General features: G+C 72.5%; 19 protein-coding genes and 2 pseudogenes. 9 read left to right on the top strand and 12 right to left on the bottom strand.

Annotated features, from left to right (window positions below; genetic code table 11):
- Nucleotides 1–71: 71 nt before the first annotated feature.
- The 3 genes from ACF1G2_RS33755 to ACF1G2_RS33765 form a co-directional block, all read right to left on the bottom strand.
- Nucleotides 72–797: a hypothetical protein gene (locus ACF1G2_RS33755; RefSeq protein ID WP_391801971.1), complete on the bottom strand. Its 726-nt coding sequence runs from the start codon at nucleotides 795–797 to the stop codon at nucleotides 72–74.
- A 114-nt stretch (nucleotides 798–911) separates the two neighbouring features.
- Entirely contained in the window at nucleotides 912–1619 is a 708-nt protein-coding gene (locus ACF1G2_RS33760; RefSeq protein WP_391801972.1) for a helix-turn-helix domain-containing protein, read from the bottom strand.
- The gene (locus ACF1G2_RS33765) at nucleotides 1619–2518 is read right to left on the bottom strand and encodes a universal stress protein (RefSeq protein WP_391801973.1); all 900 of its coding nucleotides are present in this window, start codon (nucleotides 2516–2518) and stop codon (nucleotides 1619–1621) included. The genes ACF1G2_RS33760 and ACF1G2_RS33765 overlap by 1 nt, the downstream gene beginning before the upstream one ends.
- A 401-nt stretch (nucleotides 2519–2919) precedes the next feature.
- On the opposite strand from ACF1G2_RS33765, the pseudogene ACF1G2_RS33770 reads away from it, so the two are divergent.
- Both ACF1G2_RS33770 and ACF1G2_RS33775 read left to right on the top strand, forming a co-directional pair.
- Nucleotides 2920–3213, top strand: a pseudogene (locus tag ACF1G2_RS33770) (CBS domain-containing protein); the annotation flags it as partial.
- Nucleotides 3214–3379: 166 nt separating this feature from the next.
- Nucleotides 3380–3556, top strand: a complete 177-nt coding sequence (locus ACF1G2_RS33775) for a hypothetical protein (RefSeq protein WP_391801974.1) — start codon at nucleotides 3380–3382, stop codon at nucleotides 3554–3556.
- Here the strand turns inward: ACF1G2_RS33775 and ACF1G2_RS33780 are convergent.
- Nucleotides 3516–3695 (bottom strand): annotated as a pseudogene (locus ACF1G2_RS33780) (DUF1918 domain-containing protein); the annotation flags it as partial. The gene ACF1G2_RS33775 and the pseudogene ACF1G2_RS33780 overlap by 41 nt on opposite strands.
- Before the next feature lie 251 nt (nucleotides 3696–3946).
- Here ACF1G2_RS33780 and ACF1G2_RS33785 point away from each other — a divergent pair.
- The 3 genes from ACF1G2_RS33785 (at nucleotide 3947) to ACF1G2_RS33795 (ending at nucleotide 5847) form a co-directional block, all read left to right on the top strand.
- On the top strand, nucleotides 3947–4624 hold the full coding sequence (locus tag ACF1G2_RS33785) for a CBS domain-containing protein (RefSeq protein ID WP_391801975.1): 678 nt from the start codon (nucleotides 3947–3949) through the stop codon (nucleotides 4622–4624).
- Entirely contained in the window at nucleotides 4621–4800 is a 180-nt protein-coding gene (locus tag ACF1G2_RS33790; protein ID WP_391801976.1) for a hypothetical protein, read from the top strand. The genes ACF1G2_RS33785 and ACF1G2_RS33790 overlap by 4 nt, the downstream gene beginning before the upstream one ends.
- A gap of 195 nt (nucleotides 4801–4995) precedes the next feature.
- Nucleotides 4996–5847, top strand: coding sequence for a universal stress protein (locus ACF1G2_RS33795; protein ID WP_391801977.1), 852 nt, complete (start codon nucleotides 4996–4998; stop codon nucleotides 5845–5847).
- A 12-nt stretch (nucleotides 5848–5859) separates the two neighbouring features.
- Here ACF1G2_RS33795 and fdhF read toward each other — a convergent pair whose 3' ends face one another.
- Genes fdhF through ACF1G2_RS33810 form a run of 3 tightly spaced genes read right to left on the bottom strand, consistent with a single transcriptional unit; the run spans nucleotide 5860 to nucleotide 10570 of the window.
- On the bottom strand, nucleotides 5860–8553 hold the full coding sequence (fdhF, locus tag ACF1G2_RS33800) for a formate dehydrogenase subunit alpha (protein WP_391801978.1): 2694 nt from the start codon (nucleotides 8551–8553) through the stop codon (nucleotides 5860–5862).
- On the bottom strand, nucleotides 8550–10244 hold the full coding sequence (locus ACF1G2_RS33805) for an NADH-ubiquinone oxidoreductase-F iron-sulfur binding region domain-containing protein (RefSeq protein ID WP_391801979.1): 1695 nt from the start codon (nucleotides 10242–10244) through the stop codon (nucleotides 8550–8552). The genes fdhF and ACF1G2_RS33805 overlap by 4 nt, the downstream gene beginning before the upstream one ends.
- A 53-nt stretch (nucleotides 10245–10297) precedes the next feature.
- Nucleotides 10298–10570, bottom strand: coding sequence for an SHOCT domain-containing protein (locus ACF1G2_RS33810; RefSeq protein WP_391802034.1), 273 nt, complete (start codon nucleotides 10568–10570; stop codon nucleotides 10298–10300).
- 240 nt (nucleotides 10571–10810) lie between these two features.
- Here ACF1G2_RS33810 and ACF1G2_RS33815 point away from each other — a divergent pair, with 240 nt between their 5' ends.
- The 3 genes from ACF1G2_RS33815 to ACF1G2_RS33825 all read left to right on the top strand — a co-directional run bounded on the left by ACF1G2_RS33815 (nucleotide 10811) and on the right by ACF1G2_RS33825 (nucleotide 15830).
- Complete coding sequence (locus ACF1G2_RS33815; RefSeq protein ID WP_391801980.1) at nucleotides 10811–12025, top strand: nitrate/nitrite transporter; 1215 nt, start codon at nucleotides 10811–10813, stop codon at nucleotides 12023–12025.
- 128 nt (nucleotides 12026–12153) lie between these two features.
- Nucleotides 12154–12891, top strand: a complete 738-nt coding sequence (locus tag ACF1G2_RS33820; RefSeq protein WP_391801981.1) for an ABC transporter ATP-binding protein — start codon at nucleotides 12154–12156, stop codon at nucleotides 12889–12891.
- A 2-nt stretch (nucleotides 12892–12893) separates the two neighbouring features.
- Nucleotides 12894–15830 (top strand): ABC transporter permease, encoded by a 2937-nt coding sequence (locus tag ACF1G2_RS33825; RefSeq protein ID WP_391801982.1) that lies wholly within the window; start codon nucleotides 12894–12896, stop codon nucleotides 15828–15830.
- Between the two features lie 228 nt (nucleotides 15831–16058).
- Here ACF1G2_RS33825 and atzF read toward each other — a convergent pair whose 3' ends face one another.
- The 4 genes from atzF to ACF1G2_RS33845 are packed head-to-tail and all read right to left on the bottom strand — an operon-like array spanning nucleotide 16059 to nucleotide 22826.
- Nucleotides 16059–17753 carry an allophanate hydrolase gene (gene atzF / locus ACF1G2_RS33830; protein WP_391801983.1) on the bottom strand — a complete coding sequence of 565 codons (1695 nt, stop codon included), beginning with the start codon at nucleotides 17751–17753 and terminating at the stop codon, nucleotides 16059–16061.
- Nucleotides 17750–21337, bottom strand: coding sequence for an urea carboxylase (uca, locus tag ACF1G2_RS33835; RefSeq protein WP_391801984.1), 3588 nt, complete (start codon nucleotides 21335–21337; stop codon nucleotides 17750–17752). The genes atzF and uca overlap by 4 nt, the downstream gene beginning before the upstream one ends.
- A gap of 5 nt (nucleotides 21338–21342) precedes the next feature.
- Nucleotides 21343–21987, bottom strand: a complete 645-nt coding sequence (locus ACF1G2_RS33840) for an urea amidolyase associated protein UAAP2 (RefSeq protein ID WP_391801985.1) — start codon at nucleotides 21985–21987, stop codon at nucleotides 21343–21345.
- Nucleotides 21984–22826, bottom strand: coding sequence for an urea amidolyase associated protein UAAP1 (locus ACF1G2_RS33845; protein WP_391801986.1), 843 nt, complete (start codon nucleotides 22824–22826; stop codon nucleotides 21984–21986). Before ACF1G2_RS33845 ends, ACF1G2_RS33840 begins: the two co-directional genes overlap by 4 nt.
- Before the next feature lie 157 nt (nucleotides 22827–22983).
- On the opposite strand from ACF1G2_RS33845, the gene ACF1G2_RS33850 reads away from it, so the two are divergent.
- On the top strand, nucleotides 22984–23670 hold the full coding sequence (locus ACF1G2_RS33850) for a TetR/AcrR family transcriptional regulator (RefSeq protein WP_391801987.1): 687 nt from the start codon (nucleotides 22984–22986) through the stop codon (nucleotides 23668–23670).
- A 19-nt stretch (nucleotides 23671–23689) separates the two neighbouring features.
- Here the strand turns inward: ACF1G2_RS33850 and ACF1G2_RS33855 are convergent, their stop codons facing one another.
- Nucleotides 23690–25249, bottom strand: coding sequence for an amino acid permease (locus tag ACF1G2_RS33855; protein ID WP_391801988.1), 1560 nt, complete (start codon nucleotides 25247–25249; stop codon nucleotides 23690–23692).
- Nucleotides 25250–25412 lie beyond the last annotated feature (163 nt).

Consider the following 25412-nt stretch of genomic DNA (forward strand, 5'->3'; position numbering starts at 1 on the left):
AGATCTCCACGCCGGCTGACGGACCGACACCCGTGATTATCCCGCGCGGCGCGCGCCCCTCCGAGACTCGCCTACGAGGACTGCAACTCGCGAACCCGGGCGCGGAAGACGCGCCAGCGTCGCTCGTTGCCGTGCACCAGCGTCGCCGACTCCACCATCAGATCCGCCGCCCGGTCCAGCAGTTCGGAAGCCGAATAGAGGTAGGAAGGGGCCGTCCGCTCGCCGCCCAGTTCGGCCCGCAGCGCCGCCGGAGCGAAGTCGACACGGGCCAGCAGGTCAAGGGCGCGTCGCAGCAGCCGCGCGACCAGAGCCTGCAGGCCCGCCGACTGCCAGTCGTCGGCGATGATCCGGTGCCGCTCCCCGAGCAGGTCGGCCAGCGCGGGATAGGCGGCCAAACCTCCCGCCATCTCCCATGCTTGCTCCATCGCCCCGGCCAGCCAGCCACCTGTCTGCTCGAGGTCGTCTGCCAGCAGCCCGACCTCACGCTTCAGTCTCTGCAGTTCGGCCGGCTCACCCTCCCCTTCCATGAAGAGAATCCCCGACTCCGCGGTGAGCCCGGGGGCATTCAGGTCCTCAGTGCCGGCGAACGGTATCGTGGACGCCTGTTCGCCCGCGCCGATCACGCTCCAGCGGTCGGCCAGTGCCTTCAGCGCACGCGACCGCGCCTGCAGCTCGCCGGCCTGCCGCAACGGCGCCTGTGAGTAGTACTCCTCATGCTCGCGATGGAACCGCGCGAGATTGTCGATCAACTGCAACAGCGACTCGGGGGGCTTGAGCCGCGCCTCGTCCTCGGCCATGTCGGCAGTGTGCACCAGGTCCCACGGCTCAGGCGTACGGGCACGCCGCCCCAGCGGATACGAGCCGGCCCGGCGCTCGGACCGCTTACGCTCGGACCGCTTATGGGGCGGCTTTCAGTCAGCAGACCCGGACGGCGTGCCGGGCGTGCCCGGCACGCGGATACGGCGGCCGGTCACCCGGCGCGGCGACAGCGTCACCAAGGTGTCGCGCCCATTCCCGGCCCACGGCTCCGGGGGGCCGGCGTCCTTCAACATCTGTACCGAGGTCTCGTCCGACACAGTGCGTACCGGACCGACGACGAGCACGCTCCAGCCCTGGCTGAAGGCTTCGTCCATACGGTCCTCCTCGAAGGCGACCTCCGCGCCGGACGCCGAGGCGCGCACGAGGGCCGAGTCCGGTGCAGTCATGAAGACGATGGCCCGGTCGACGACCTGGTAGTTCACGGGGACCACCATCAGCCCGTCCCGCCCTTCGACGGCGACCCGGCCGACGCCGTGGCCGTCGAGCAGCTCCCAGCATTCGGCCTCGCCGATCTCCTCCATGCGTGCCCGGTACCCGGCGCGGGCTCCTCCCGGCGCGAGGTCCGCCGTGTACCCGGTGAGAGCCTGGACAGTGGTCTCCAGAGCGTTGGCGAGCCGGACCAGGAACTCGATCCCCGGGGTAGGCATCTGCTCCTCCACGTAGGAGATGTATCCGGGCGTGGAGCCGGCCCGTTCGGCCACCTCCTCCAAGGACAGGCCGAGTCGGGTGCGCCTTGCCGCGACACGGCGTCCGAGGTCGCTCGTGGGGTGCGAGGCATGCGGGTCACGGGCCGTGTTCATCACCGGCCTCCTTCGGTGGTATCCGGATTCCGCTGGGGCACGACGGCGACCGGACACGAGGCATGGTGCAGGGCGCGGTGGGCGACCCTGCCGAGCTCGAGACCGACGAGCCTGTCACGGCGCCGGGCCCCGACGACCAGCAGGTCGGCGGCGGCGGAGCGCTCGGTCAGCACTCGGTGGGCCGAGCCCTCGGACGTGGTCCTACGCAGGTGCACCCCAGGATGTTGAGAGGCGGCGGCCTCCAGGGCCTTGTCGAGCAGTTCGGCAGACCTCTCCGCGAGGTGGGCTCCACCGTCGCCGGTCATCAGCAGATGGTCGACCGGTTCATGGGCCGGCCGTCGCCAGGTACGAACGACGTCGAGTTCCGCGTCTCGGACCTCCGCCTCCCGGAACGCGAACCGTACGGCCGGCGAGTCCACGTCGTGGTCCCCGACGCCGAGCAGGACGCGCCCGTGGCGTGCCTCCAGGGCATGCCGGTCCCCGCGGACGACGACGACCGGGCAGTTGGCCCGGGCGGCCACGATGAGGCTGACGGATCCGAGCAGAAGGTCGGCGAACTCGCCGCGCCCGCGGGACCCTACGACGAGGAGCGTGCCCTCCCGCCCCTCCCTGAGCAGCGCGGTGGACGCGTCCTCGGCGAGGACGTCCGTGGCAAGGTCGAGGTCGGGTGCGCGAAGCCGGGCACGTTCGGCCGCGACGCCCACGATGTTCTCGGCGAGGATCTGGCCTGCGGGGCGGTCCGTGGTCCAGGCCGGCACGACTCCTTCGTACCGTTCCCACATCGAGGCATGGACGATCCGCAGGGGAAGCGTGTGCCGTACCGCTTCGTCGACGGCCCAGTCCAAGGCCGTGAGACTGGCGTCGGACCCGTCGACTCCTACCACCAGGGGCGATTCCATCGTGCCCACCGCCTTTCCAGGTCGTGAAATGGCCTGTTGCCACGCTCGCACCGGGCTGGAGGAGCAGAGTGGGGCGGGTCGGTCCCGGTCGCCGCCCGCCCGGACCACGCCGTGGAGACGACGCGGAGACAGGGCGGGAGGAGGGGCCCATCCGCTTCTCGCGGATCCTGATCGCGCGGTGCGCGGCTCGAAGCCGCTTCCCCGCGTCCCTGGGGCAGGCCCCTCCTCCCTTTCAGGAGAGCACCGGTCGACGGTCCGTACCAGGGCTGCCCGGGTCCCGACGTGCCCCTTTCGGCCCTTGTCGTCCGCCGCCCGGCGGCGAGACCTTCGCAGCAACAGGACTCGGGGCGCAGACGTACCGGAGGCCGGTCATGAAGCACCCACGTACCGTCGACGACGTGATGACCCATGCGGTGGTCTCCGCCAGGCTCGACGCACCGGTCAAGGAGATCGTCCAGTCCATGCGGCGCTGGGGTGTGAGCGCGGTTCCCGTGCTGTCGGCCGAGGGGCGGGTGGTCGGTGTGGTGTCCGAGGCGGACGTGCTCGGCAAGGTTCCGGGTGAGGACCGCGACGGCGCGGGTTCGGTGACGGCGGGCAGCTTGATGTCGGCGCCGGCCGTCACCGTGCCGCGCGGTGCCACGATCGCAGGGGCGGCGCGGCTGATGGGGCGTGGGCGTCTCAAGCGGCTTCCCGTGGTGGACGAGGACGGCCGCCCGGTCGGTGTCGTCAGCCGGGGCGACCTGCTCAAGGTCTACCTGCGCTCCGACGCCGAACTCGCCGAGGACGTGAGGCACGAACTCCTCATGCACTTGATCACCCGAAGGCGACGCCGCACTCACCGTACGGGTCGAGGACGGCGCGGTGACGCTCTCCGGAAGCCTGCCTCAGTCCGTTCCGGCGGATCTGGCCCTGCGCCTGACCCGGGCAGTGCCCGGCGTGGTGGACGCGTCGGCGGAGTTCACGACCCGGAAGCGGCCTTCGTGTCATGCGGCGGAAAGTGCTGGACTCGCGCGTCCGGGCCCGGGAACACCAGAGTGACCCGGCCCGTCTCCGACCATCGGACGTCGAAGGGGGGAGTGCCGTCCGCATGGTGCAGCCCGACGATCTCACCGTCACGCCCCTCGTCCCCGACCGTTGAACCGCCCACGATCAGCCGGTCGCCGACGCGAGCCCACAACCCGGCGTGGGGCATCTCCTGGCCTTGCCGTGTTCCGGTCGCACCCATGTTCCTCGCCTCCCGGCCCGAGCGACCGGCCACGGCCCTCCCGAGACCGGCGGCGCTCTGCCCTTCCACCATGCGTTCCGATCGGCCGCTCGTCATAGGGCCGACCGTCCCGGAAGGGGACCATTCGGCACTGCTCGAGGGCCGGCCCCGCGCGGCAGGGTGAGATCTACCGGGGCCACCGCGTCCCGTGAAGGAGGACCGTCATGCAGCACCGCACGGTTTTCGAGGTCATGACCCACGACGTTGTCACCGCCGCCCCCCAGACCCCGTTCAAGCAGATCGCCCGGCTCTTCGCCGAACACGACGTCTCGGCGGTCCCGGTCGTCGACCCCGGCCGACGCCTGCTCGGCGTGGTCTCGGAGGCCGACCTGCTTCGGGCCACCGCCGAGCTCCCCGACCTGGAGGGCCGTTGGGCGGGCGTCCGGCTGCTGTCCCAGGAGCGCGGGCTGCCCGACGCGGAGACGGCCGCCCAGCTGATGACCTCGCCGGCCGTTACGGCACAGCCGGACTGGAATCTCGTCGAGACGGCCCGGACGATGCACCGCAAGGGAGTGAAGCGGCTTCCCGTCGCCGACGAGACCGGTCGGCTCGTCGGGATCATCAGCCGCAGCGACCTGCTGCGGCCCTTCCTGCGCGGTGACACCGCGATCCGTGACGAGATCGAGCACGACGTCCTGGCCGACACCCTGCGCCTCGCTCCGGACACGATCCGTGTGACCGTCGACGACGGAGTCGTCATGCTGACGGGCCGGGTCGACGAGCGGGCCGACATCCCCGTGATCGTGCGGCTCTGCCGCTCGGTCGACGGAGTCGTCGCCCTGCACGAATCGATCGAGTACGCCCACGACAACCTCGCGCTCGACGTGGAGCCACCGCGATGAACTCCCTGTGGGTGGCACCGGTCATGCCCGACTACGACAGCGCCCGGGCCACGTTCTCCTGGCGACGCGAGCGGTCCCGGCGCGCCGGGCTTCCGGACGGCGGCATCGACATCGGGTACGAGACGGTCGACCGACACCTGCGTGAGGGCCACGGCGGTCGAGGACGTGCTCGGTGACACGCTGCGTCTCGAACCTGCCTGCCTTGCCGTCGAAGTCCACGACGGGCGGGTGGAGCTCGGCGGGAGGCCGTCCTTCCGGGGCATGGCGCCGGCGATCGAGCGCATGTGCGCGACCGTGGACGGCGTGGTCTCGGTCTCCTGCACCCGTCTCACGTACGACGTCGATGACACCGATCGAGGAGGTGAACGATCATGACGCGGAGCATCGTGGTCGGCCTGGACGGCACGGCGCAGGCCCAGGCAGCTGCGGAGTGGGCGGCCGAGGAGGCGCTGCTGCGCGGCACAGACGTGCATCTGGTGTATGCGAAGGAACCGGTACCGGGGTCCGCTCTGTCTCTCGTGGAGTGGGAGTCCGAGGAGCCGTGGGTCAGGGAGATGATGGCCCGCACCGCCGGTGAACTGCGCGAGCGCCATCGCGGCCTGTCCGTGACCTCCCAGGTGCTGCCCTCCAGCCCCGTGCCGGGTCTCGTCGCCGCGGCCGAGGAGGGCGAGCTGCTGGTCCTCGGCTCCCGGGCGCTCGGCAGCGTGGCCGGCTACCTCGTCGGCTCGGTGGGCCTGACGGTCGCCGGTGCCGTCGAGCGACCCGTCGTACTGGTGAGGGCCGCGGCGAGCACCGCACGGGGCCCCGTCGTGGTCGGGGCCGACGTGCGGCAGCCCGTGGACTCCGTGCTGGGCTTCGCCTTCGAGGAAGCCGCGCGACGGCACACCCAGGTCCTCGTCGTGTACGTCCAGCAGCTCCCGCTGCACGCGGGAATGGGGCCCGCGATGGTCCCGGATTTCAGGCTTTCCATGGTGCCCGAGATCAAGCGTTCGGTGGAGGTGATGCTGGAACCCTGGCGGGCGAAGTATCCCGACGTCGAGGCGGTCGCCCGCGTGGCGGTCGGATCGGCCGGACTCGAACTGGTGGCGGTCGCCCGGGAAGCCTCCCTCATGGTGGTGGGGCGGCGTACCCGCCATTCGAAGCTCGGCGCGCACATCGGCAGCGTGGCGCACGCCGTCCTGCATCACAGCCCGGTGCCCGTGGCCCTCGTTCCCCACTCCTGAGCTCGGTGCCGATCAGTCGTCGGACGCAGCCGGACGCAGCCGTACCGCCGTGACCTTGTACTCCGGACACGAGGTCACGGTGTCGGCGTGCTCCGAGGTGAGGGAGTTGACGCCGCTGGCCGGGAAGTGGAACGCGCAGAAGACCTGCCCAGGAGCGAGTTCCGTCCCGACGCGGGCGACGAGTCGCGCCTGTCCATGGCGGCTCTCGACACTGACCGGGGTGCCGTCCCGGACACCGAACCGGGCGGCGTCCTCCGGGGTGAGGTCCAGGCGGTCGGACGCGTCGAGAAGAAGGTTGCCGCCGCGCCGGGTCATGCTCCCGGAGTTGTAGTGGGCCCATCGGCGCCCCGTGACGAGCACCAGCGGATAGTCCTGGTCCGGTTCCTCGCCGGGCGGCAGGTAGGGGGCCGCCGACAGGTGGGCGCACCCGTCGGGCGTGGCGAACTCGTCGGCGTACAAAGTGCGTTCGCCCGGCCGGTCCGGCGCGGGGCAGGGCCAGGGAACTGCACCCTCCTGGTCGATCCGCTCGTGTGAGAGACCGGCGAAGAGGGGTGTCACACGTCCGCACTCTGCGAGAGCCGCCGCTGGGGTGGGGCAGTGCAGGTCGGCACCGAGGGCTTCGGCTACGGCATGCACGACCTCGAAGTCGGAGCGTGCCGTGCCGGGCGGAGCCACCGCTGGTCGTACGCGCTGGAAGCGGCGGTCGAAGTTGACGAAGGTCCCGTCCTTCTCCAGCCAGGAGGCCACGGGCAGGACGACATCGGCGTGGTGGGCGGTCTCGCCGAGGAAGAGCTCGTTGACCACGACGAGCGGGCAGGCGTCGAGGGCCTCCGCGACCCGCCGGCTGTCGGGATCGGTCGCGCACACGTCCTCTCCGATGATCCACAGCGCCCGCAGCCGTCCCTCCCGAGCGGCCGCGAACATCTCGGGGATGCGCATGCCGGGCCGCTCGGGTACCGCCCGGCCCCACACCGCCTCGGCGCGAGCGCGGGCCTCCGGGTCGGTGACACGGCCGTAGCCCGGAAGGAGGTCGGGCAAGGCGCCCATGTCGGAGGCGCCCTGGACGTTGTTCTGGCCGCGCAGGGGGCTGATGCCGAACCCGCGGCCGGTTGCGCCGACGGCGCCGCGCAGGATGGGGAGGTTCGCCAGGGTCCGCACCCCGTCGGTGCCGTGCAGGTGCTCGGTGACCCCGAGTCCGTACAGGACGGCCGGCCGCTTCGCGCGACCGTAGAGCCGGGCGGCCTTCCTGATGTCGTCGGCGGGGACGCCGGTGATCTCGGCGACCCACTCGGGCGGGTAGTCGGCCAGCAGGCCGGAGAGTTCGTCCAGCCCGGTGGCGCGATCGCGGAGGAAGCCCGAATCGGTCATGCCTTCGTCGAGGAGGACGTGGGCGAGGCCGTGGAAGAGGGCGACGTTGGTGCCGGGGCGCGGACGAAGGTGCACGTCGGCATGGTGCGCGAGGCCCACGGCACGGGGGTCGGCCACGATCAGGGAGGCCCCTGCGAGTGCCCGCTGAAGCAGGCGGGCTCCGACGACGGGGTGGGCCTCGACGGGATTGGCGCCGACGACCATGAGGCAGTCGGCGGTCTCGACGTCGTCGAAGGGGTCGGTGCCGCCGGCGCGTCCGAAGGAGGCGGTGAGTCCTGCGGCGGATGGGGCGTGGCAGAGACGGGAGCAGTTGTCGACGTTGTTGGTGCCGATGACGGTACGCAGGAACTTCTGGACGAGGTAGTTCTCCTCGTTGGTGGCACGGGCGGAGGAGATCGCGGCCACGGAGTCGGGGCCGCCGTCGAGGACGGCAGCGCGCAGGCCGTCCGCGATCCGGGCCACCGCCTCGTCCCAGGTCGCCGGTCGCAGTTCGCCGTTCTCCCGGATCAGGGGCTCGGTGAGACGTTCGGCGGAGCTGAGGTATCCGTACGCGAAACGGCCCTTGACGCAGGCGTGGCCCCGGTTGACGGGCCCGTCCCGGGCGGGGAGCACAGCGGCGACACGGTCCTCGCGGACGACGACGTCGAGGGTGCAGCCGACTCCGCAGTAGCCGCAGGTGGTGCGCACGCGGTCATCGGGGGTCTGCCGCGAGGTGAGGCCCTGACCGGGTCCGGGCTGGGTGATCGCCCCCGTCGGGCAGGTGTCGACGCAGCCGCCGCAGGACACGCAGTCGGAGTCGGCCCAGGGGCCGCCGGTTCCCGGGGCGACGACCGTGTCGGCCCCGCGTCCGGTGAGGGTGAGCGCGAAGGTTCCCTGGACGTCGGAGCACATCCGGACGCAGCGCCCGCACGCGATGCACAGGTCCTGGTCGAGATGGACGTACGGGTGACTCTCGTCCCGCCCGCGCGTGGGCTCGCCGGCTGCGGTGTCCGCCGGGATCCCCAAGGTCCGGCACGTCTCGGCCAGTTCACCGTGCGCGCTGTCGGCGAGCGCGTGCGGTGGGAGCGCCGAGGCGATCAAAGCGACCGCGTCCCGGCGCCGGTTCCGTACGCCCTCGGCGGCGGTGTCCACGGTGAGGCCCGACGTCGCGGGCGTGACGCATGCGGCGACCGTCCGCCCGTCGGCGCGGACCAGGCAGGTCCGGCAGGAGCCGGCCGGCCGGAGACGGTCGTCGTGGCAGAGGGTGGGCAGTTCGGCTCCGGCGGCACGTACCGCGTCGAGCAGTGAGGCCCCGGCGGGCAGTTCGACCGACACGCCGTCGACCTGGAGCCGGGTCATCGGTCCCATCCTTCCAGAGCCGGCCCGTAGGCGCGGGCCAGGCTGCGGACGGCGGCGGGAACGCGGCGGCCGAAGGCGCAGAGGCTGGCCTCGCTCAGCAGCCGTGCCAGTCGTTCGTAGGTCTCCCCCGACCCGCGCCGGCCCTGCGCGAGTTCGAGCCCTCGCCGGGTGCCGACCCGGCAGGGCGAGCAGGCTCCGCAGCTCTCGTCGGCGGCGAACTCCCAGATGTGCCGAAGGAGTTCGTACGGATCGGTGTCGGCGTCGAAGGCGACCATGCCGGCGTGACCGAGTGCGGCGCCGTGCTCGGCGAGCGCTGCCGTGGTGAGCGGGACGTCGAGTGTGTGCCCGGCGAGGAAGCCGCCGAGGGGCCCGCCGATCTGGAGGGCGACGAGTTCGCGGCCGCCCTTGAGGCCGCCCCCGAACCGGGTGACGATCTCGTCCACGAGGGTGCCGAGTTCGACCTCGTAGGCGCCGGGCCGGGTGAAGCGCTCGGACAGGCAGACCAGTTTGGTGCCGGTCTCGTCCGGTACGCCGCGCCGGGCATAGGACGCTCCGCCGTGGGCGACGATCCAGGGCACTGTCGCGAGGGTCTCCACGTTGTTGACCACTGTCGGCGCGTCCCACAGACCATGGTCCGTGGGGTACGGGGGCCGAGGGCGCGCACAGCCGCGAGCGCCTTCGAGGCGGGCGATGAGGGCGGTCTCCTCGCCGGCGACATAGGAACCGGCTCCTTCGACGATCTCGACGAACGGCCGCGGACCGGCCGCCTCGATCGAGGGGGCCAGGTCCCCCGCCTCCATCGCGCGCTCCACCGCCCGGCGCAACCGGGCCATGGCTTTCGGATATTCGGAGCGTACGAGGACGGTCCCGCGTCGGGCGCCGCAGGCGAAGCAGGCCAGGGCGAGTCCCGTCAGGACGCGCTCGGGGTCCTCCTCCATGAGCAGCCGGTCGGCGTACGAGCCCGGGTCGCCCTCGTCCCCGTTGGCGACGACGACCGTGTCCGGCATTCCCGCCGCTGCGGCCCACTTGTCGGCCACCGGGAATCCGGCGCCGCCTCGCCCCCGCAGTCCCGAGGCTACGATCTCCTCCCGTACGTCCTCGGGCCGCCGCCCGGCCACCACCCCGCGCCACACGTCCCAGGCGGGCTGCCCTCCCACGATCCCGGCGAGCAGGACGGGCGTCCCGGTGGTGTCGGCCGCCGGGATGCCCGGCGCGCGTGGTTCCGTCCGCCCGTCAAGTTGGTCGGCAAGGTCCGGGCCCATACGGGGCAGGGTGCCGTCGAGGGCGGCAGGGCCCGCGTAGCAGTAGCCGAGGCAGTGCACGGTCTGCAGCGAGGTCGAACCCGCCTCGTCGACCGTGCCCGCCACCACTCCCAGAGCGCGTTCGACCTCTGCCAGATGCTCACCGCCCCGCGCGGCGAAGCACGCCGTCGCGGTGCACACCCGCACATGCCGCTCGCCGCGCGGGGCGGCGAGATCGGCGAAGAAGGTGGCGGGGCCGAGCCCTGCGGCGGCCGGCAGTCCGACTGCCTCTGCGACTCGGGGCGCCCATGCCGCGGGCCCATCCGCGGTACCCGACCTGGCGCGCTCCAGCGCGGCCGGCAACAGCCCCCCGCGGTGTCCGTGCCGTTCGGTCAGCTCACGGAGCGCGTCGGGGCGTGGGCCCGGCTCCTCGGGCATCCGACCGGTCATGCTCCCAGGGTGACCGGCCGCGCCCCCGCCCGCATCACGGCCGGTCACGGGCTTCACGGTTTCGCGTTGCGCAGGGCGGCCAGGCACCGACGGTACTCCTTCTCGTCGCTCTCACCGCGCGCCAGTCGCTCGGCCAGGATCTGCTCGGCGGAGGTGGCTGGGCCGAGGTGGCTGGGCCGAAAACCCCGAGGCCGTTCCGCGGCGCGGTCCAGTGTGCGGAAGAGCATCACCGCGACGGTGATGAGAAGGCCCCAGAACAGCACCATCCCGGCCGACATGGCGAACCAGCCCCAGCCGTTCATGCCGTCGCCGTACCAGAGCAACATCGCCACTCACACTCCCGGCGGCCTGGCCCGCAGGAGAGGGACTCCCCTGCCTCGGGCCCGTCCGCCCCTCCCACCGTGCCCGGCCAGAACGCCCGCGCACAGGGCCAACCGGTCCCTGGCGGGGGGCCGGACGGTCGCTGAAGAGAACGGGTGGCCCCTGGAGCCGGGATCACGGCCTGCCGGAGGGTGGGGAACAGCAGGGCTCAAGCCGCCCATGCGGATCACCGCCAGGAGGCCACCATGGTCCGGGACACGGGGAACCGGCCGGTCACGGATACGCCTCGGCCGTGGCAGATGCTGCTCCTCGCCACCGTAGGGTTCGCGCTCTGCTTCTGGGCGTGGGCGCTGCTGGCACCCCTCGGCCCACGGCTCCGGGACGACCTGGACCTCAGCTCCTTCGAGCAGTCGCTGGTGGTCGCCGTTCCGGTCGTGGTCGGCGCGCTCGGCCGGATTCCGGCGGGGGCGCTGACGGACCGCTGGGGGGCACGGCGAGTCTTCCCCCTCGTCGCGGCCCTGACGATCCTCCCCGTGCTGTACCTGGGTCACCTGGCCGACTCGTTGGCCGAGGTGCTCGCGGGCGGCTTCCTCCTCGGGCTGGGGGGAACGGCCTTCGCCGTCGGTGTGCCGTTCGTCAATGCCTGGTACCCACCCGCACGGCGGGGCGTCGCCCTCGGGATCTTCGGTATCGGCACCGGGGGCACGGCCCTGTCGGCGTTCACCACCGTCCAGCTCGCCGACGCCGTCGGTCGTGCCTTCCCCTTCGACCTCGTGGCCGTCGGCCTCGCGGTGTACGCCGGAGTGGCCTGGTTCCTGCTGCGCGACAGGCCGGGGCGGGCGACGGCTGCCGGGTCGCTGTTCTCGCGCACCGCCCTGGCCGTGCGTACGCCGGCCACCTGGCAGCTGGCGTTCCTGTACGCCGTGTCCTTCGGCGGGTTCGTCGCTTTCAGCGTCTATCTTCCGACCTATCTCACCCGGGCCTACGAGCTCGGCCGCTCCGACGCGGCACTGAGGACCGCGGGATTCGTCGTGCTCGCCGTGGCGATGCGGCCCGTGGGCGGCTGGCTGTCGGACCGTACCCATCCGGTACCCGTACTGACGGTTTCGTACGGGATCGTTTCGGTGTGCGCCGTGGTCGCGGCGTTCGAGGCGGACCTGGTCCCCGTGGGAACGGCGGCGTTCTTCGGCATGGCCGCCGGCTTGGGAGCCGGGTCCGGGGCGGTCTTCGCGCTGGTCGCACGTCTGGTTCCCGCCGAGCGCGTCGGCTCGGTGACGGGAGTGGTCGGGGCGGCGGGCGGTCTCGGAGGTTTCTTCCCACCCCTGGTGATGGGAGCGGTCGACAGCGTCGCGCACGACTACACGTGGGGATTCGTCCTCCTCGCCGTCACCGCGACGGGCGCGGGAACCCTGGCCGCCACCGCCGTCCGGCGGCGCTCCCGGGCGACGGTGGACGCCTGACCATGGCGGCGAAGCCGCTCAAGCGGGCCGCGCGTCGCGGTGACGCGCCGCGAGTGGGCCCTTCGGCCCCTCTTCCGGGCCTGAGTGGCCGTAGCCGCCAGTTCCTTCCGAAGGTTGGTATGAAAAGCATGAACACCGACCAGGCGCTCCTTGTCGCCACCGGGGTACGCAAGATCTACCGGACGGGCTCCGTGGAGGTCACGGCCCTGATCGACCTGGATCTCCTCGTGCGCCACGGGGAGATGGTGGGGGTCATGGGACCGTCCGGTTCCGGAAAGACCACGCTGCTGAACTGTCTGTCGGGGCTCGACGACATCGACGGAGGCCGGGTGGAGGTCGACGGCCACGACCTGTTCGCCATGTCGGACGCGGCGCGCACGGAGCACCGGGCCCACACCATGGGCTTCGTCTTCCAGGCGTTCAATCTCATACCGGTCTTCTCCGCGGTGGAGAACGTCGAACTGCCCCTGCTGCTCGTGGGCACCCGGCCGCGTGAGGCGCGTCGCAGGGCTCTGGACATGCTCGACCGGGTGGGCCTCGGCCACCGGATCGAGCACCGTCCGAGCGAGATGTCCGGCGGTGAACAGCAGCGGGTGACCATCGCCCGCGCCCTGGCGGGACGCCCGGCCATCGTGTGGGCGGACGAACCCACCGGCAACCTCGACACCGCGATGGCCGACCAGGTCATGGACCTGTTGTGCGAGCTCAACCGGGACGAGGGCCAGACGATCGTCCTGGTCACCCATGACAGCGCCATCGGCGCCCGCGTCCCCCGACTGATCCGGATGCGCGACGGGCAACTGGTCGACGACGTCCGCCAGACCGTCACCGCCCCGGCCGCGATCCCCGACATCCCCATGGGCTGACCATGTACCCGAACCTCCTCATCCCGCTGCTCGCAGCCCTCGCGCTGGCTCTCGTGGCGTTGGTGCTGGTCGCCGTCCGGCAGCCGGTGTCACGGCGGCTGGCCTTTCGGCAGGTCGCCCGACGGCGCACCGAGGCAGCGCTGGTGATCGGCGGATCGATGCTCGGAACGGCCATCGTCATCGGAGCGCTGGTCGTGGGCGACACACTGAACTTCTCCGTACGACAGGAGGCGTACCGGACCCTGGGGCCGGTGGACGAGCGCGTCGTCGCACCCCCCGGGCCGACCGGGCGCGCCGTCACCGAGCGGCTGGCCGCCCTGGCGGGGGACCCTGACGTCGACGGAGTACTGCACGTCCAGGCCACCCAGGCATCCGCCGTCACCCGTACCGACGGCCGTACGGCCGCAGAGCCGCGTGTCCTGGCCTGGCAGATGGACTTCGACAAGGCGGCCCGCTTCGGCGCACCGGGTGGGGATTCCGGACTCGGCGGACCGAATCCGAATCCCGGCCAGGTCGTGGTCAACGAGCCTCTGGCCCGGTCCCTGAGCGTGGGGGCCGGGGATCCGGTCACGCTGTACCTGTTCGGAGCTCCGGGGACGTACCGGATCGCACGTGTGGTGCCGGAAGAGGGCCTGGCCGGTGTAGGCCTCGGTGGCCGTCTGAACCGCGACGTGTTCCTGGCACCGGGGACCCTGGACTCCGCCGCCCGGGCCGCAGGAGCGGAGCCTCGCTCGGTCACCTTCGTCTCCAACCGAGGCGGCGTCGAAAGCGGTGAAGCCCTGACCGACCAGGTGACAGCCGACATCCGGCAGGCTCTGGGCCCGCTCGCCGGCCAGACGGCGATCGAGACGCCGAAGCACACGGTCCTGCGGGACGCCAAGCAGGCCGGGGACTCCCTCGGAGCCCTGTTCCTCATGATCGGCAGTTTCAGCATCATCGCGGGCGCACTGCTCCTGGTGAACATCTTCGTGATGCTCGGCGAGGAGCGGAAGCCCCAGATGGGCATGGTGCGGGCCGTGGGGATGAAGCGCTCGCGGCTCGTCGGGTCCTTCACGCTCGAAGGGGCGACGTACGCGTTGCTGTCCGCGCTGCCGGGCGTGGCCATCGGGGTCGCCGTCGGCTGGGGCGTCGCCGTCGTGGCGGCGCAGATCTTCCAGGGCTGGTCGGTCGGCGGAAGCAGCATCCGCATCGCGTTCGCCATCACGCCCACCAGCGTCCTCAACGGACTGGCCATGGGCCTGCTGATCGCCTTTGCCGCCATCCTGGCCACCAGCGTGCGCATCAGCAGGTTCAACATCATCGCCGCGATCCGCGACCTCCCGACGACACCCGGGCAGGGACCGCGACGCCGGCTGCTGGCGGTCTCCGGCACCCTGGCCGTCCTGTGCGCGTTCGCGGCCGTCCCGGCCGTGGCACGCAGCCAGCCCGACGCGACGTACCTCATGCCGGCGCTCGCCCTCGCCTTCGCCACCCCTGCACTGCTGCGTGTCCTCCCCCGTCACACGGTCACCACCCTGGTCGCGGGAGCCGTCCTCGCCTGGACGCTCCTGGCACCCGTCATCCGCCCCCGGATCTTCGACACACCCTCGATGTCCGTCTACGTCATCCAGGGCGCCCTGGCCGCCTTCTCCGCCGTGGTGCTCGTCAGCGACAACCAGAAGACCCTGCTCCGTCCCGTACGACGCCTCCTCCAGCGCCCGACGGAGGGCGGTCTGGCGGCGCGGCTCGCCGTGGCGTACCCCCTGGCCAAGCGGTTCAGGACCGGCGCGACGCTGGTGATGTACACCCTGATCGTGTTCGTCCTCGTCCTCCTGACGGAGATCTCGGGCATCCTCCGCGCCGGAGTCGACGGAGTCGTCGCCGATGCCACCGCCGGATACTCCCTGCGACTGGACTACAACCCGCAGGTCGCCGGCGACCGGCTCCTCTCCGATCTCCGCAGCGGCCCGTCGGCGGCCGGGATCGCCGCCGTGACACCGCTGCTCAACGCCACAGGGCGGGCCACTGATCCGGGACACCGCACCCCTCAGCCACTGGACACCGCCGTCGTCGGCGTGCCCGACGGAGCGATCACCGGCATCACGTTCCGGGAGCGGCTGCCCGGCCTGAAGAACGACGCCGCCGTGTGGCAGGCCCTCGCCTCCGACCCCCGCTACGTCGTGCTCGACGCCTTCTTCGGCAGCACGGGCGGCCCGGCCGGCGACTACTACGACCCCGGGGACACCCTCACCCTGACCGATCCCCGGACGGGCCGCAGCGAACAGAAGGTCATCGCCGGCGTGCTCAGCAACGGGTTGGTCTTCTACCCGGGCACCGGCGCCAGTTCGACCACCTACCCCGTGGTGTCGAGCGAGCAGGCGACACGCCGGCTCTTCGGCACCCAGGCCCAGAACGCCTCCGCACTGGTCAGAACCGCCCCCGGCATCTCCCCCGACGCCCTCGCGACCCGACTGCAGGGCGAGCAGCTCTCGTCCAGCCTGGTCGCCACACCCATCGAGTCGGACATCCGCCGACAGTTCGACTCCAGCACCGCCTTCTTCCGCCTCATGCAGGGCTTCCTCGCCCTGGGCCTCGGCGTGGGCATCACCGGCCTCGGCGTCGTCATGGTCCGATCCGTACGCGAACGCCGACGCACCATCGGCATCCTGCGCGCCCTCGGCTTCCGCGCGCGGACCGTCCAACGGTCCTTCCTGTGGGAAAGCACCTTCATCGCCGTGGAGGGAATCGTGCTCGGCTCCCTCCTGGGCGTGCTCACCACCTGGCTGATGTACAGCAACGACGCCGCGTTCGAGGGCCTCGAAGGAGGCTTCCCTGTCGAATGGACCAGCATCTGCGTCCTGGCCGCAGCCACCTTCGCCGCATCACTCCTGGCCACGATCGGGCCGGCCCGGCGCGCGGCCGCCATCAGACCGGCGCTCGCGGTGCGCGTCACCGAATGACGAGCAGCCCAGGACGGCCCACCGAACCATGGCTCGTCATGTGTCGAGCTCCCGGGCGATGTCCTCCGCCCAGGCGTCGATCGCCGCCCAGTCCCGGTGGTCCCGGTAGCGGCAGCCGAGCAACCGAACAACAAGGCACCCTTCCGGTCGAGGTGCTCACGCCGGATCACGCCCGAAAAGCGCCCGTGGTCTCGAGGACGGACGATCTCTTGGCCGGAAGAAGTGCTCCTACCACGCGGACGTCGCGCCGCGGCCGGCGCGGTCCTCGTCCTCGATGGACCGGAGGGCGGCGCGCCAGCCGCCGTACGTGGTGATCTCGCGGGCGCCGTCGACGGCCTCCGGTTCGCAGAGGAAGCCGGGCACGAAGCCGCCGTCCGCGAGTTCCACGCTGCCCAGCGCCATCGGGCGGGGCAGGGACGAGAGGAGTGTGCCCAGCCCCTCGGCGGGGAGCTGCCACACCTCGGCCTCGATCGCGGCACCGCCTTCGCGGACCCGGACGAGTCCCGGCTTGAGCGGGACCGTGTCCAGCGCGTACAGCCGGTAGGCGGGCGCGGTGGTGGTCGTGCGTTCCAGACGGCCGCCCAGGGCGAGCAGTTGCCCGTTCAACGGCTGCCCGGACAGATGCGCGCCGACCACCGCGAGACGCGCCGGCGGGGCGGTGAGCAGGCCGGCGACGCGCGCGAGCCGGTCGTCCGTGAATGCCCGGCCGATCAGCATGACGCCGAACGGCCGCCCCTTCACCTCGCCGACGGGGACGGCGACCGCCGCCATGTCGAACAGGTTCGTCGAGTTGGTGAACCGGCCGAGGCGGGCGTTCACGCCCAGGGGGTCGGCGGCGACCTCGTCGAGGGTCGGGTGCCCCGGTGTCGTCGGGAGGAGGAGCGCGTCCGCGTCGCCCATGGCCGCCAGCGCCCTGACGCGGAGGGCGGACAGCTTCGCGCGGTCCGCGTGGAGCCGGTGGGCCGGGATGTCGCGGGCCCGGGAGATGATCCCGGCCACGGTCGGGTCGAGGTCCGCCGCGTCCGCGTGGCCGTCGACGAAGGTTCCGACGGCGGTGTAGCGCTCGGCGACGAACGCGCCCTCGTACAGCATCGCGGCCGCCTCGGTGAACGGTGCCAGGTCGACGGGCCGGAGTTCGGCGCCCGCTTCGGCGAGCCGGGCCGCGGCGGCCTCGAATGCCTCGGCCCAGCCTTCGTCCAGCTCGCCCAGGTGCCCCGGCTCGGGCACGGCGATCCGCCACGGCCCCGGCCGGCGCTGCTCCAGCGCCGGGAGCTCGCGACCCGTCGGTGCCGCTATGGAGGACAGCGCCCGCTCGGCCTCCGGGAGGGTGCGGGCGAAGACGGTCACGCAGTCGAGCGACGCGCAGGCGGGGACGACACCCTCGGTCGGGACCAGGCCGAAGGTCGGCTTGATGCCGACGACGCCGTTGAAGGCGGCCGGGACCCGGCCGGAGCCCGCGGTGTCCGTGCCGAGGGCGAAGTCCGCGATGCCGAGAGCGACCGCGACCGCCGAGCCGGACGAGGAGCCGCCGGAGACGTACGCGGGATCGACGGCGTTGCGGACGGCGCCGTACGGGCTGCGCGTGCCGACCAGGCCGGTCGCGAACTGGTCGAGGTTGGTGGTGCCGAGGAGCACGGCGCCCGCCGCCTTCAGCCGCGCCACCGCCGGGGCGTCGGCGTTCGGCGCGTAGGCGTACGAGGGGCAGCCGGCGGTGGTGGGGAGCCCGGCCACGTCGATGTTGCCCTTGACCGCGAACACCGTGCCGGCGAGCGGCAGCCGCTCGCCGGCCGCGACTCTCGCGTCGACCGCGGCGGCGTCCGCCTCCGCTTCCTGCCGGGGGCGCAGATCGATCCACACCTCGGGCCGGTCCACCTGGGCGACACGGGTGTACGCGGCGCGTACCCGCTCCACTGTCGTGATCATGCTGCTGCCTCCGCGGGCTCGACGGGAGCGAGGACGACGAGCGCGGTGCCGGCCTCGACCTGGCTGCCGGGTGCGACCAGAACCTCCGCGACGACGCCGTCGGCTGGTGCAGGTACCGGCGCCTCCATCTTCATCGCCTCCAGCGCCACCAGCTGCTGACCCGCCGACACCCGGTCCCCGGTCCGGACGTCGACCTGCCAGACGCAGGCGGTGAACTCGGCCTCGACCAGCCGGCCGCCCTCGGGCACGGTGATGTCGGCGGTCGGCGGCGTGACCTCGGCGGCGGCCTCGGCGCGGGCGAACTCGCCGGCGGCCTCCCAGGCGTCGCGCTCGGCGCCGAACGCCCGGCTCTGCCGGTCGCGGAAGGCGGTGATCGACTCGGCGTTCCCGTCGAGGAAGGTCTGGTACTCGGCGAGCGAGAAGGTGCCCTCCTCGGTCGTCGGGACGAACCGGCCGGAGATGATGTCCGCGCGCAGCTCCAGGAGTTCGTCGGCGCCGACCGGGTACCACCTGATCCGGTCGAAGAAGCGCATCAGCCAGGGCCTGCCGGGTTCGAAGGCGCCGCGCTGCCGCCAGCCGGACCACACCTGCGTGGTGCGGCCGACGAACTGGTAGCCGCCCGGGCCCTCCATGCCGTAGACGCACAGGTACGCGCCGCCGATGCCGACCGAGTTCTCCGCGGTCCAGGTGCGGGCCGGGTTGTACTTGGTGGTGACCAGACGGTGCCGCGGGTCGAGAGGAGTGGCCACGGGCGCTCCGAGGTACACGTCGCCCAGGCCGAGGACCAGGTACTCGGCGTCGAAGACGGTCCGGTACACGTCGTCGACGGTGTCGAGGCCGTTGACGCGGCGGATGAACTCGATGTTCGACGGGCACCACGGGGCGTCGTCGCGCACGCCGGCCGTGTAGCGGGCGATGGCCTCGCGGGTCGCCGGGTCGTCCCAGGACAGCGGCAGGTGCACGGTCCGGCTGGGCACCACCAGCTCGTCGGTGGCCGGGAGTTCCTCCTCCACGCGCAGCACGGCGTCGAGGAGTGCCTGCGGGGACAGCACGTCGGGGTTCGTCTGGATCTGGAGCGAGCGGATGCCCGGGGTGAGGTCGACGACGCCCGGGAGGCACCGTGCGGCCAGCGCCTCCGCGAGCGCGTGGACGCGCATGCGCAGGGCCAGGTCGAGCTGCATGGGCCCGTATTCGATGAGGAGGTTGTCGTCACCGCTGCGCCGGTACGTGACCGCCGGGCGGCCTCCGCTCTCGTCCAGGCGCGCGAGGACGCCCCCGTCGACGATGGCCTCACGGTCGGCCCTCGGCTCGGACGCGGGGTTGCGCCGCAGCTCCCCCGCCGCCGCCGTGGTGACCGGGACGAAGCGGACGGTGTCGCCGGGGCGTAGCTGGCCGAGCTTCCAGCGCTGTCCGGTGACGACCGTCGCCGGGCAGACGAAGCCTCCGAGGGAGGGCCCGTCGGGGCCGAGGAGGACAGGCATGTCGCCTGTGTAGTCGACGGCGCCGACGGAGTACGGCGTGTCGTGGATGTTGGAGGGGTGCAGCCCCGCCTCGCCGCCGTCCGGGCGTGCCCAGCGCGGCTTGGGGCCGACGAGGCGGACGCCGGTGCGGGCCGAGTTGAAGTGGACCTTCCAGTCCGCTGCGTAGAAGTCGCGTATGTCGTCCTCGGTGAAGAACTCCGGCGCGGCGTGCGGCCCTTCGACCGCGCCGACCCGCCACACGGTGTCGAAGGAGGGCCGCTCGTCGACGGGGACGACGGCGGTCTCCGTCCGCGCCTCTCCGCCGTGCAGGACGTCGCCCGCGCGCAGGGCGCGGCCACCGTGCCCGCCGAACCGGCCGAGGGTGAAGGTGGCCGCGCTGCCCAGGAACTCCGGTACGTCCAGGCCGCCCGCGAACAGCACGTAGGTGCGCAGGCCCCGTTCGTCGGGGGTGCCGACGGCGAGCGTCTGTCCGGCGTCGACGGTGATCGGCTCCCACTGCGGCACGGGAAGGCCGTCGATCGTCACGCCCGCCGGGGCTCCGGTGACGCAGACCGTCGTCGGGTGGGTGAAGCGCAGGGAGGGGCCGTGGAGGGTGCACTCCAGACCGGGTGCGCCCGCGTCGTTGCCGAGCGCGGTGTTGCCGAGCCGGAAGGAGAGGTCGTCCATCGGGCCGCCCGGGGGGACACCGACCTGCCAGTAGCCGGTGCGTCCCGGCCAGTCCTGCACCGTGGTCAGGGTGCCCGGCGCGACGACCTCGATGCGCGGCGTGGGGTCGGCGATCGCCGCGAGCGAGGCGGTCGAGTGGCCGGCGGCGCGTACGTCGCCGTGGCGGAGCGCGGCCCGCACCAGGCCGAGGTTGGTCTCGATGCCGTCGACGCGGGTCGCGGCGAGCGCCGCGTCCAGCCGGTCGAGCGCGTCGGCGCGGTCGGCGCCGTGCGCGATCACCTTGGCGAGCATCGGGTCGTACGCGGTGGTGACCTCCGTGCCGGTCTCCACCCAGGCGTCCACGCGGACGTCCTCGGGGAAGGACACGCGGGTCAGCAGGCCTGCGCTGGGGCGGTGGTCGCGGGAGGGGTCCTCCGCGTAGATCCGGGCCTCGACGGCGTGGCCGGTGGGCGTCGGAGGCTCGGTGACGACCGCGGTGTCGCCCTGCGCGAGCCGCAGCATCCACTCGACCAGGTCGACGCCGTAGATCTCCTCGGTGACCGGGTGCTCGACCTGGAGGCGTGTGTTGACCTCCAGGAAGTAGGCCTCCTCGCGGGCGGCGTCGTACACGAACTCGACCGTGCCGGCGGAGCGGTAGTCCACCGACGCGCAGAGGTCCCGGGCGGCCTCGGCGAGCCGGTGCCGGACGTGGTCCGGGAGGCCGGGTGCCGGGGCCTCCTCCAGGACCTTCTGGTTGCGGCGCTGGAGCGAGCAGTCGCGGTCGCCGAAGGTGACGACCCTGCCCTGTCCGTCGCCGAAGACCTGCACCTCGACGTGCCGGGCCCGCTCCACGAGCCGTTCCAGGAAGACACCGGCGGAGGAGAAGGAGGCCGCGGCCACGCGCTGGACCCGCTCCCAGGCGTCGGCGAGGTCGGCCGCGCCGTGGCACGCCTGCATGCCGATGCCGCCTCCGCCTCCGGTCGCCTTGAGCATCACCGGGTAGCCGGTCTCCTCGGCCGCCGCGAGGGCGGCGGCCACGTCGGGGAGGAGCCCGGTCCCCGGGGCGAGGGGCACGCCCGCCGCCCGTGCGGCGGCGCGCGCGGTGTGCTTGGCCCCGAAGAGCTCCAGTTGTTCTGGGGTGGGGCCGACGAAGACGATGCCGGCGTCGGCGCAGCGGCGCGCGAAGTCGGCGTCCTCGGACAGGAAGCCGTAGCCGGGATGGATCGCGCCCGCGCCGGTGTCCTTGGCGGCCTTGAGGACCAGATCGGCGTCGAGGTAGGACTCCTTGGCAGGCGCCGGACCGAGCCGGACGGCCTCGTCGGCCAGCCGTACGTGCTCGGTGGCGCGGTCGGCGTCGGAGTACACCGCGACGGTGCGCAGGCCGAGCCGGCGGGCGGTGCGGATGACGCGTGCCGCGATCTCGCCGCGGTTGGCGACCAGCAGGGTGTCGAACGTCATCGTGGTCAGACCTCGTCGCTGTCGTCGGGGCCGGTGATCGTCATCCGTACGGCCGTCGGGTCGAATCCGTTGCAGGGGTTGTTGATCTGCGGGCAGTTGGACAGCAGCGCGAGGACGTCTGTCTCGGCGCGCAGCACGACCCGCAGGCCGGGTGCCGAGATGCCGTCGACGATGCCGAGGGTGCCGTCCTTCTCGACCGGCACGTTCATGAACCAGTTGATGTTGGAGACCAGGTCGCGCTTGCCGAGTCCGTGCTTGCTCCCCTCGGCGAGGAAGTTCTCCACGCAGGCGTGCTGCGACCAGGTGTGGTGGCCGTAGCGGAGGGTGTTGGACTCCTTGGAGCAGGCGCCGCCGATGGTGTCGTGCCGGCCGCAGGTGTCCTCGACGACGGTCATCAGCGGGGTGTGCTCGTTGGACAGCAGCACCGAGCCGGTGGTCAGGAAGACGGTGCCCTGCGCCTGGATCGTGTCGGGGGCGCTGTAGCGGACGGAGGTGTCGTGCGCGTCGTACAGCAGGAAGTCGGCGGCCTGGTTGCCGTGCAGGTCGGTGACGGTCAGCAGTTCGCCCTTGCGGACGACCCCGGACCAGGCGGCGCGGGCGGGGACGGTGTCGTCGGAGACGACGCGGCCCCGCGTACGGGTGGCGGTCATGCGATCCCCCGGGCGGTGAGGTGGTCGACGGTGTTCAGGAAGGCGCGACGGCCTTCGGGCGCGGCGTCCCACAGCGGGTCGCCGGGGGCGGTCGGGCGGGCGCGGTACGCGAGGACGCCGAGGTTCCCGCAGCGGTACTCGGGGCGTGGGTCCAGGGGGTGCGGGACGTTGGCGATCAGGACGACGACGTCCTGTTCGGCGCGGAGCGTGACGGCCCCGCCGGGGCCGGTGGATCCGGTGAACTCGGTGGAGCCGTCCTCGGCGATCCGTACGCCCTGGAAGAAGGAGACGGACGGCGGGAGGTCGCGCGGGGCGAGGCCGTTCTTGAGGGCGGCGAGCTTGAACAGCTCGCGGCCCGCCGGCGAGGCGGACTGCGGGGTGCCGTCGCCGTACCGGGCGGTGTTGCGCGCGAGGCTGGAGGTGCCGGTGAGGGCGTCGTGCCGGCCGGAGGTGTCCTCGACGACGGAGGCGAGCACCCGGCCCTGGTCGGAGAGGAGCAGGTGCCCCTCCCCCAGGTACGCGTTCCAGAACACCTTGACGGTGTCGGCCGTGTTCAGCCGCTCCCAGGGGCGGTCGGCGCAGTGGAGCAGCAGGTGCGCGCAGGCGTCGCCCGTGAGGTCGGTCAGTCGGAGCTCGGCGCCCCGGGCGAGGACCTTGTGGGTGTAGGAGCCGCCCGCCACCGTCTCGGCCCACACGACGTCCCCGGCGGCCACGCCCTCGGGAGGCGTCGGCCAGCTGCTCGCGGGCAGGACGGGCATGGTGTCGACCTGTGTGCCCTCCTGGGCGCGGGCATGGTCGCGCGCGCCGTGCGTCGACGCTGTCGCTGACGGTGTCGCCATGGATCGACCTCCGGTCGGAAACTGATTTCTGTCGCTTGACAGAAATTAGGGAGAGGTCGCTTCGCCGCCATTGCCCGTGCGTTTCGCCTCGGTTACCGGAAACTCACCCGGGAGTTCGGCCCGGAGGGAGGCTCCGGCCCTGTGCGAGGATCAGGGAGTGACCACGCCCACCAGCAGAAAAGTCGGCCGCCCGAGGGTGCAGGAGCGTCCCGCCAGCGGACTGGAGCCGCGCGACGAGGTCCTGGCGGCGGCGGCCGAGCTGTTCACCGTCCGTGGGTACACGGCGACTTCCACCCGCACGATCGCCGAGCGGGCCGGGCTGCGGCAGGCGTCTCTCTACCACTACTTCGACGGCAAGGAGGCGATCCTCGCGGAGCTGCTCGAAGGAACCGTCCGGCCCTCCTTGGAGGTGGCGCGCCGCCTGGTGTCCGAAGCGGAGGCGGCCCCGGAGGCGCGGCTGTGGGCCTTGTGCCACTCCGACGCGGCGCTGCTGTGCGGCGGACCGCACAACCTCGGGGCGCTCTATCTGCTGCCCGAGGTGCGGACGGACCACTTCGCGGTCTTCCACCGGATCCGCGCCGAACTCAAGCGGTGCTACGCGGAGCTGCTCGCGGCCACGGAGCCGGGAGCGGCGCTCGACGCGGACGGCCTGGCGCTCCGCACGGACCTCCTCTTCGGCCTGACCGAGAGCGTCATCCTCATCCGGCGCGCCGACCCCGAACGCGACCAGCGGGCCCTGGCGACGGCGACGGCCGACGCGGCGCTCCGGGTGGCGGGGGTGCCGCAGCGCTCCCTGGCACGGCTGCGCCGCGAGGGGCGACGGCTCCTCGCGGCGGACGGCTGACCGGGCGTCGGGCGGTGGATCACACCAGGACGGGCGAGTCCTCCTTCGACGCCTGACCGGCACCCCTGCGGCGGTGGTACCAGCGGTACGCCGCGCCCGTCGCGACGGTCGCGCCGACGACCAGGACGGTGAACCACTGGAAGTACCAGTGGCCGCCCTCGGGGTCGTACACCTCGGCGCGCGGCCAGGAGAGGTTGACCGTCATGAGGAGGCCGTAGCCGACGGCGAGGGCGTTGACAGGCAGTCCCCAGCGGCCGAGGGAGAACAGCGGCCTGCCGAGTTCGTCGCGGTCGCCGTCGGCGGCCGGCGGCCACTCTCCCCTCAGCCGACGGACCAGCATCGGCCCGGTGACCATCGCGTACGCCAGGTACACCATCGCGATGCACGTGGTGCCGATGGCCAGGAAGGCCTGCGGCGAGGCTAGGTTGAGCAGGAGCAGCAGCCCCGCGCAGACTCCGACCACCACCGCGGCCGTGCCGGGCATCCCGGTCCGCGCCGGCACCCGGGCCAGCCGCGCCGAGCGGGGAAGGACGCCGTCGCGGGCCATGGAGTACAGCATGCGGGTCGCCGAGGTCTGGATCGCCAGGGTGGCCGCGCAGATGGCCAGGGCCACGTCGGCGAGCAGGACCCGGCCGAGGCCGTCGCCGAGGGTGCTGGTCAGCACGTATCCCAGGCCCTCGGTCGCGAGGCGCCCGTCGGTGAGGCTGGGCGCGGCGAGCAGGCCGCCGAGCAGCAGGAGGCCGCCGCAGACGCCGGACGTGGTGAGGGCGCTCAGCGTCGTACGGGGAGCGGTGCGCCGGGGGTTGACGGTCTCCTCACTCATCTCGCTCGCGCTCTCGAAGCCGATGAGGACGTACGCGGCGGTGAACGAACCCACCAGGAGCGACGCGATCAGACCGCCCTGGCCACCGGTGTGCAGGGTGATCCCGGGATCCCGCTCCGCGTGGGTGGCGAGGAGGGTCACGATGAGGGCGACTCCGGCGATCTCGGCGGTGACGCCGACGGTGTTGACGGCCGAGAGCGCGCGGTTGTCCAGGACGTTGAGGAGCGTGGTGAGCGCCAGCAGGAGGAGGCCGAGGACGGCGGCGTTGGCGGCTCCGCTCGTCGTCGTCGGCGAGGGGTCCCCGCCGACGAGCTGGAAGCCCGGCCAGACCGCGGGGAGGACGACCTGGAGCGCGAGGGCGGCGGCCGCCACGACGACGATCCGCCCGATCACCATGATCCACCCCGCGTACCAGCCGAAGGCCGGGGTGCCGAGCCGGCTCGCCCACTGGTAGATCGCCCCCGCGATGGGCATCCGGGCCGCGAGTTCGGCGAAGCAGGCGGCGACGAGGAGCTGGCCGACGAGGACGACGGGCCAGGTCCAGAAGAAGCCCGGGCCCCCGAAGGAGTAGCCGAGGGAGAAGAACTGGAAGACCGTGGTCAGTACGGAGATGAAGGAGAACCCCGCGGCGAAGGAGGCGTACCGCCCCATCCGGCGCCGCAACTCCTGGGGGTAGCCGAACGCGGCGAGCGAGCCGTCGCCCGCGGCGCCCGGGGAGGGGTGTGCCGGCCGAGCGGGATCGGTGGTGACGGTCATGGCGGTCCCCTGTCGCGTAGGCGAGCCCTGCGAATACCTGTCGGATGACAGAAATTAGGGACGGCCGGTTTCCGCCGCGTGTCGCGACCGTGTCTCCGCCGTAAGTGACTCCTCTCCTGACGCCCCGTGAACCCGACGGTGCCACCGCCCAGAGGGAGCGGTG

Source organism: Streptomyces sp. NPDC013457 (genome assembly GCF_043089925.1).
Taxonomy (GTDB): domain Bacteria; phylum Actinomycetota; class Actinomycetes; order Streptomycetales; family Streptomycetaceae; genus Streptomyces.

Coding starts and splice junctions, on each gene's coding strand:
- ACF1G2_RS33755 (WP_391801971.1), bottom strand. CDS start 797: ATGGCCGAGGACGAGGCGCGGCTCAAGCCCCCCGAGTCGCTGTTGCAG.
- ACF1G2_RS33760 (WP_391801972.1), bottom strand. CDS start 1,619: ATGAACACGGCCCGTGACCCGCATGCCTCGCACCCCACGAGCGACCTC.
- ACF1G2_RS33765 (WP_391801973.1), bottom strand. CDS start 2,518: ATGGAATCGCCCCTGGTGGTAGGAGTCGACGGGTCCGACGCCAGTCTC.
- ACF1G2_RS33785 (WP_391801975.1), top strand. CDS start 3,947: ATGCAGCACCGCACGGTTTTCGAGGTCATGACCCACGACGTTGTCACC.
- ACF1G2_RS33790 (WP_391801976.1), top strand. CDS start 4,621: ATGAACTCCCTGTGGGTGGCACCGGTCATGCCCGACTACGACAGCGCC.
- ACF1G2_RS33795 (WP_391801977.1), top strand. CDS start 4,996: ATGACGCGGAGCATCGTGGTCGGCCTGGACGGCACGGCGCAGGCCCAG.
- fdhF (WP_391801978.1), bottom strand. CDS start 8,553: ATGACCCGGCTCCAGGTCGACGGCGTGTCGGTCGAACTGCCCGCCGGG.
- ACF1G2_RS33805 (WP_391801979.1), bottom strand. CDS start 10,244: ATGACCGGTCGGATGCCCGAGGAGCCGGGCCCACGCCCCGACGCGCTC.
- ACF1G2_RS33810 (WP_391802034.1), bottom strand. CDS start 10,570: ATGTTGCTCTGGTACGGCGACGGCATGAACGGCTGGGGCTGGTTCGCC.
- ACF1G2_RS33815 (WP_391801980.1), top strand. CDS start 10,811: ATGGTCCGGGACACGGGGAACCGGCCGGTCACGGATACGCCTCGGCCG.
- ACF1G2_RS33820 (WP_391801981.1), top strand. CDS start 12,154: ATGAACACCGACCAGGCGCTCCTTGTCGCCACCGGGGTACGCAAGATC.
- ACF1G2_RS33825 (WP_391801982.1), top strand. CDS start 12,894: ATGTACCCGAACCTCCTCATCCCGCTGCTCGCAGCCCTCGCGCTGGCT.
- atzF (WP_391801983.1), bottom strand. CDS start 17,753: ATGATCACGACAGTGGAGCGGGTACGCGCCGCGTACACCCGTGTCGCC.
- uca (WP_391801984.1), bottom strand. CDS start 21,337: ATGACGTTCGACACCCTGCTGGTCGCCAACCGCGGCGAGATCGCGGCA.
- ACF1G2_RS33840 (WP_391801985.1), bottom strand. CDS start 21,987: ATGACCGCCACCCGTACGCGGGGCCGCGTCGTCTCCGACGACACCGTC.
- ACF1G2_RS33845 (WP_391801986.1), bottom strand. CDS start 22,826: ATGGCGACACCGTCAGCGACAGCGTCGACGCACGGCGCGCGCGACCAT.
- ACF1G2_RS33855 (WP_391801988.1), bottom strand. CDS start 25,249: ATGACCGTCACCACCGATCCCGCTCGGCCGGCACACCCCTCCCCGGGC.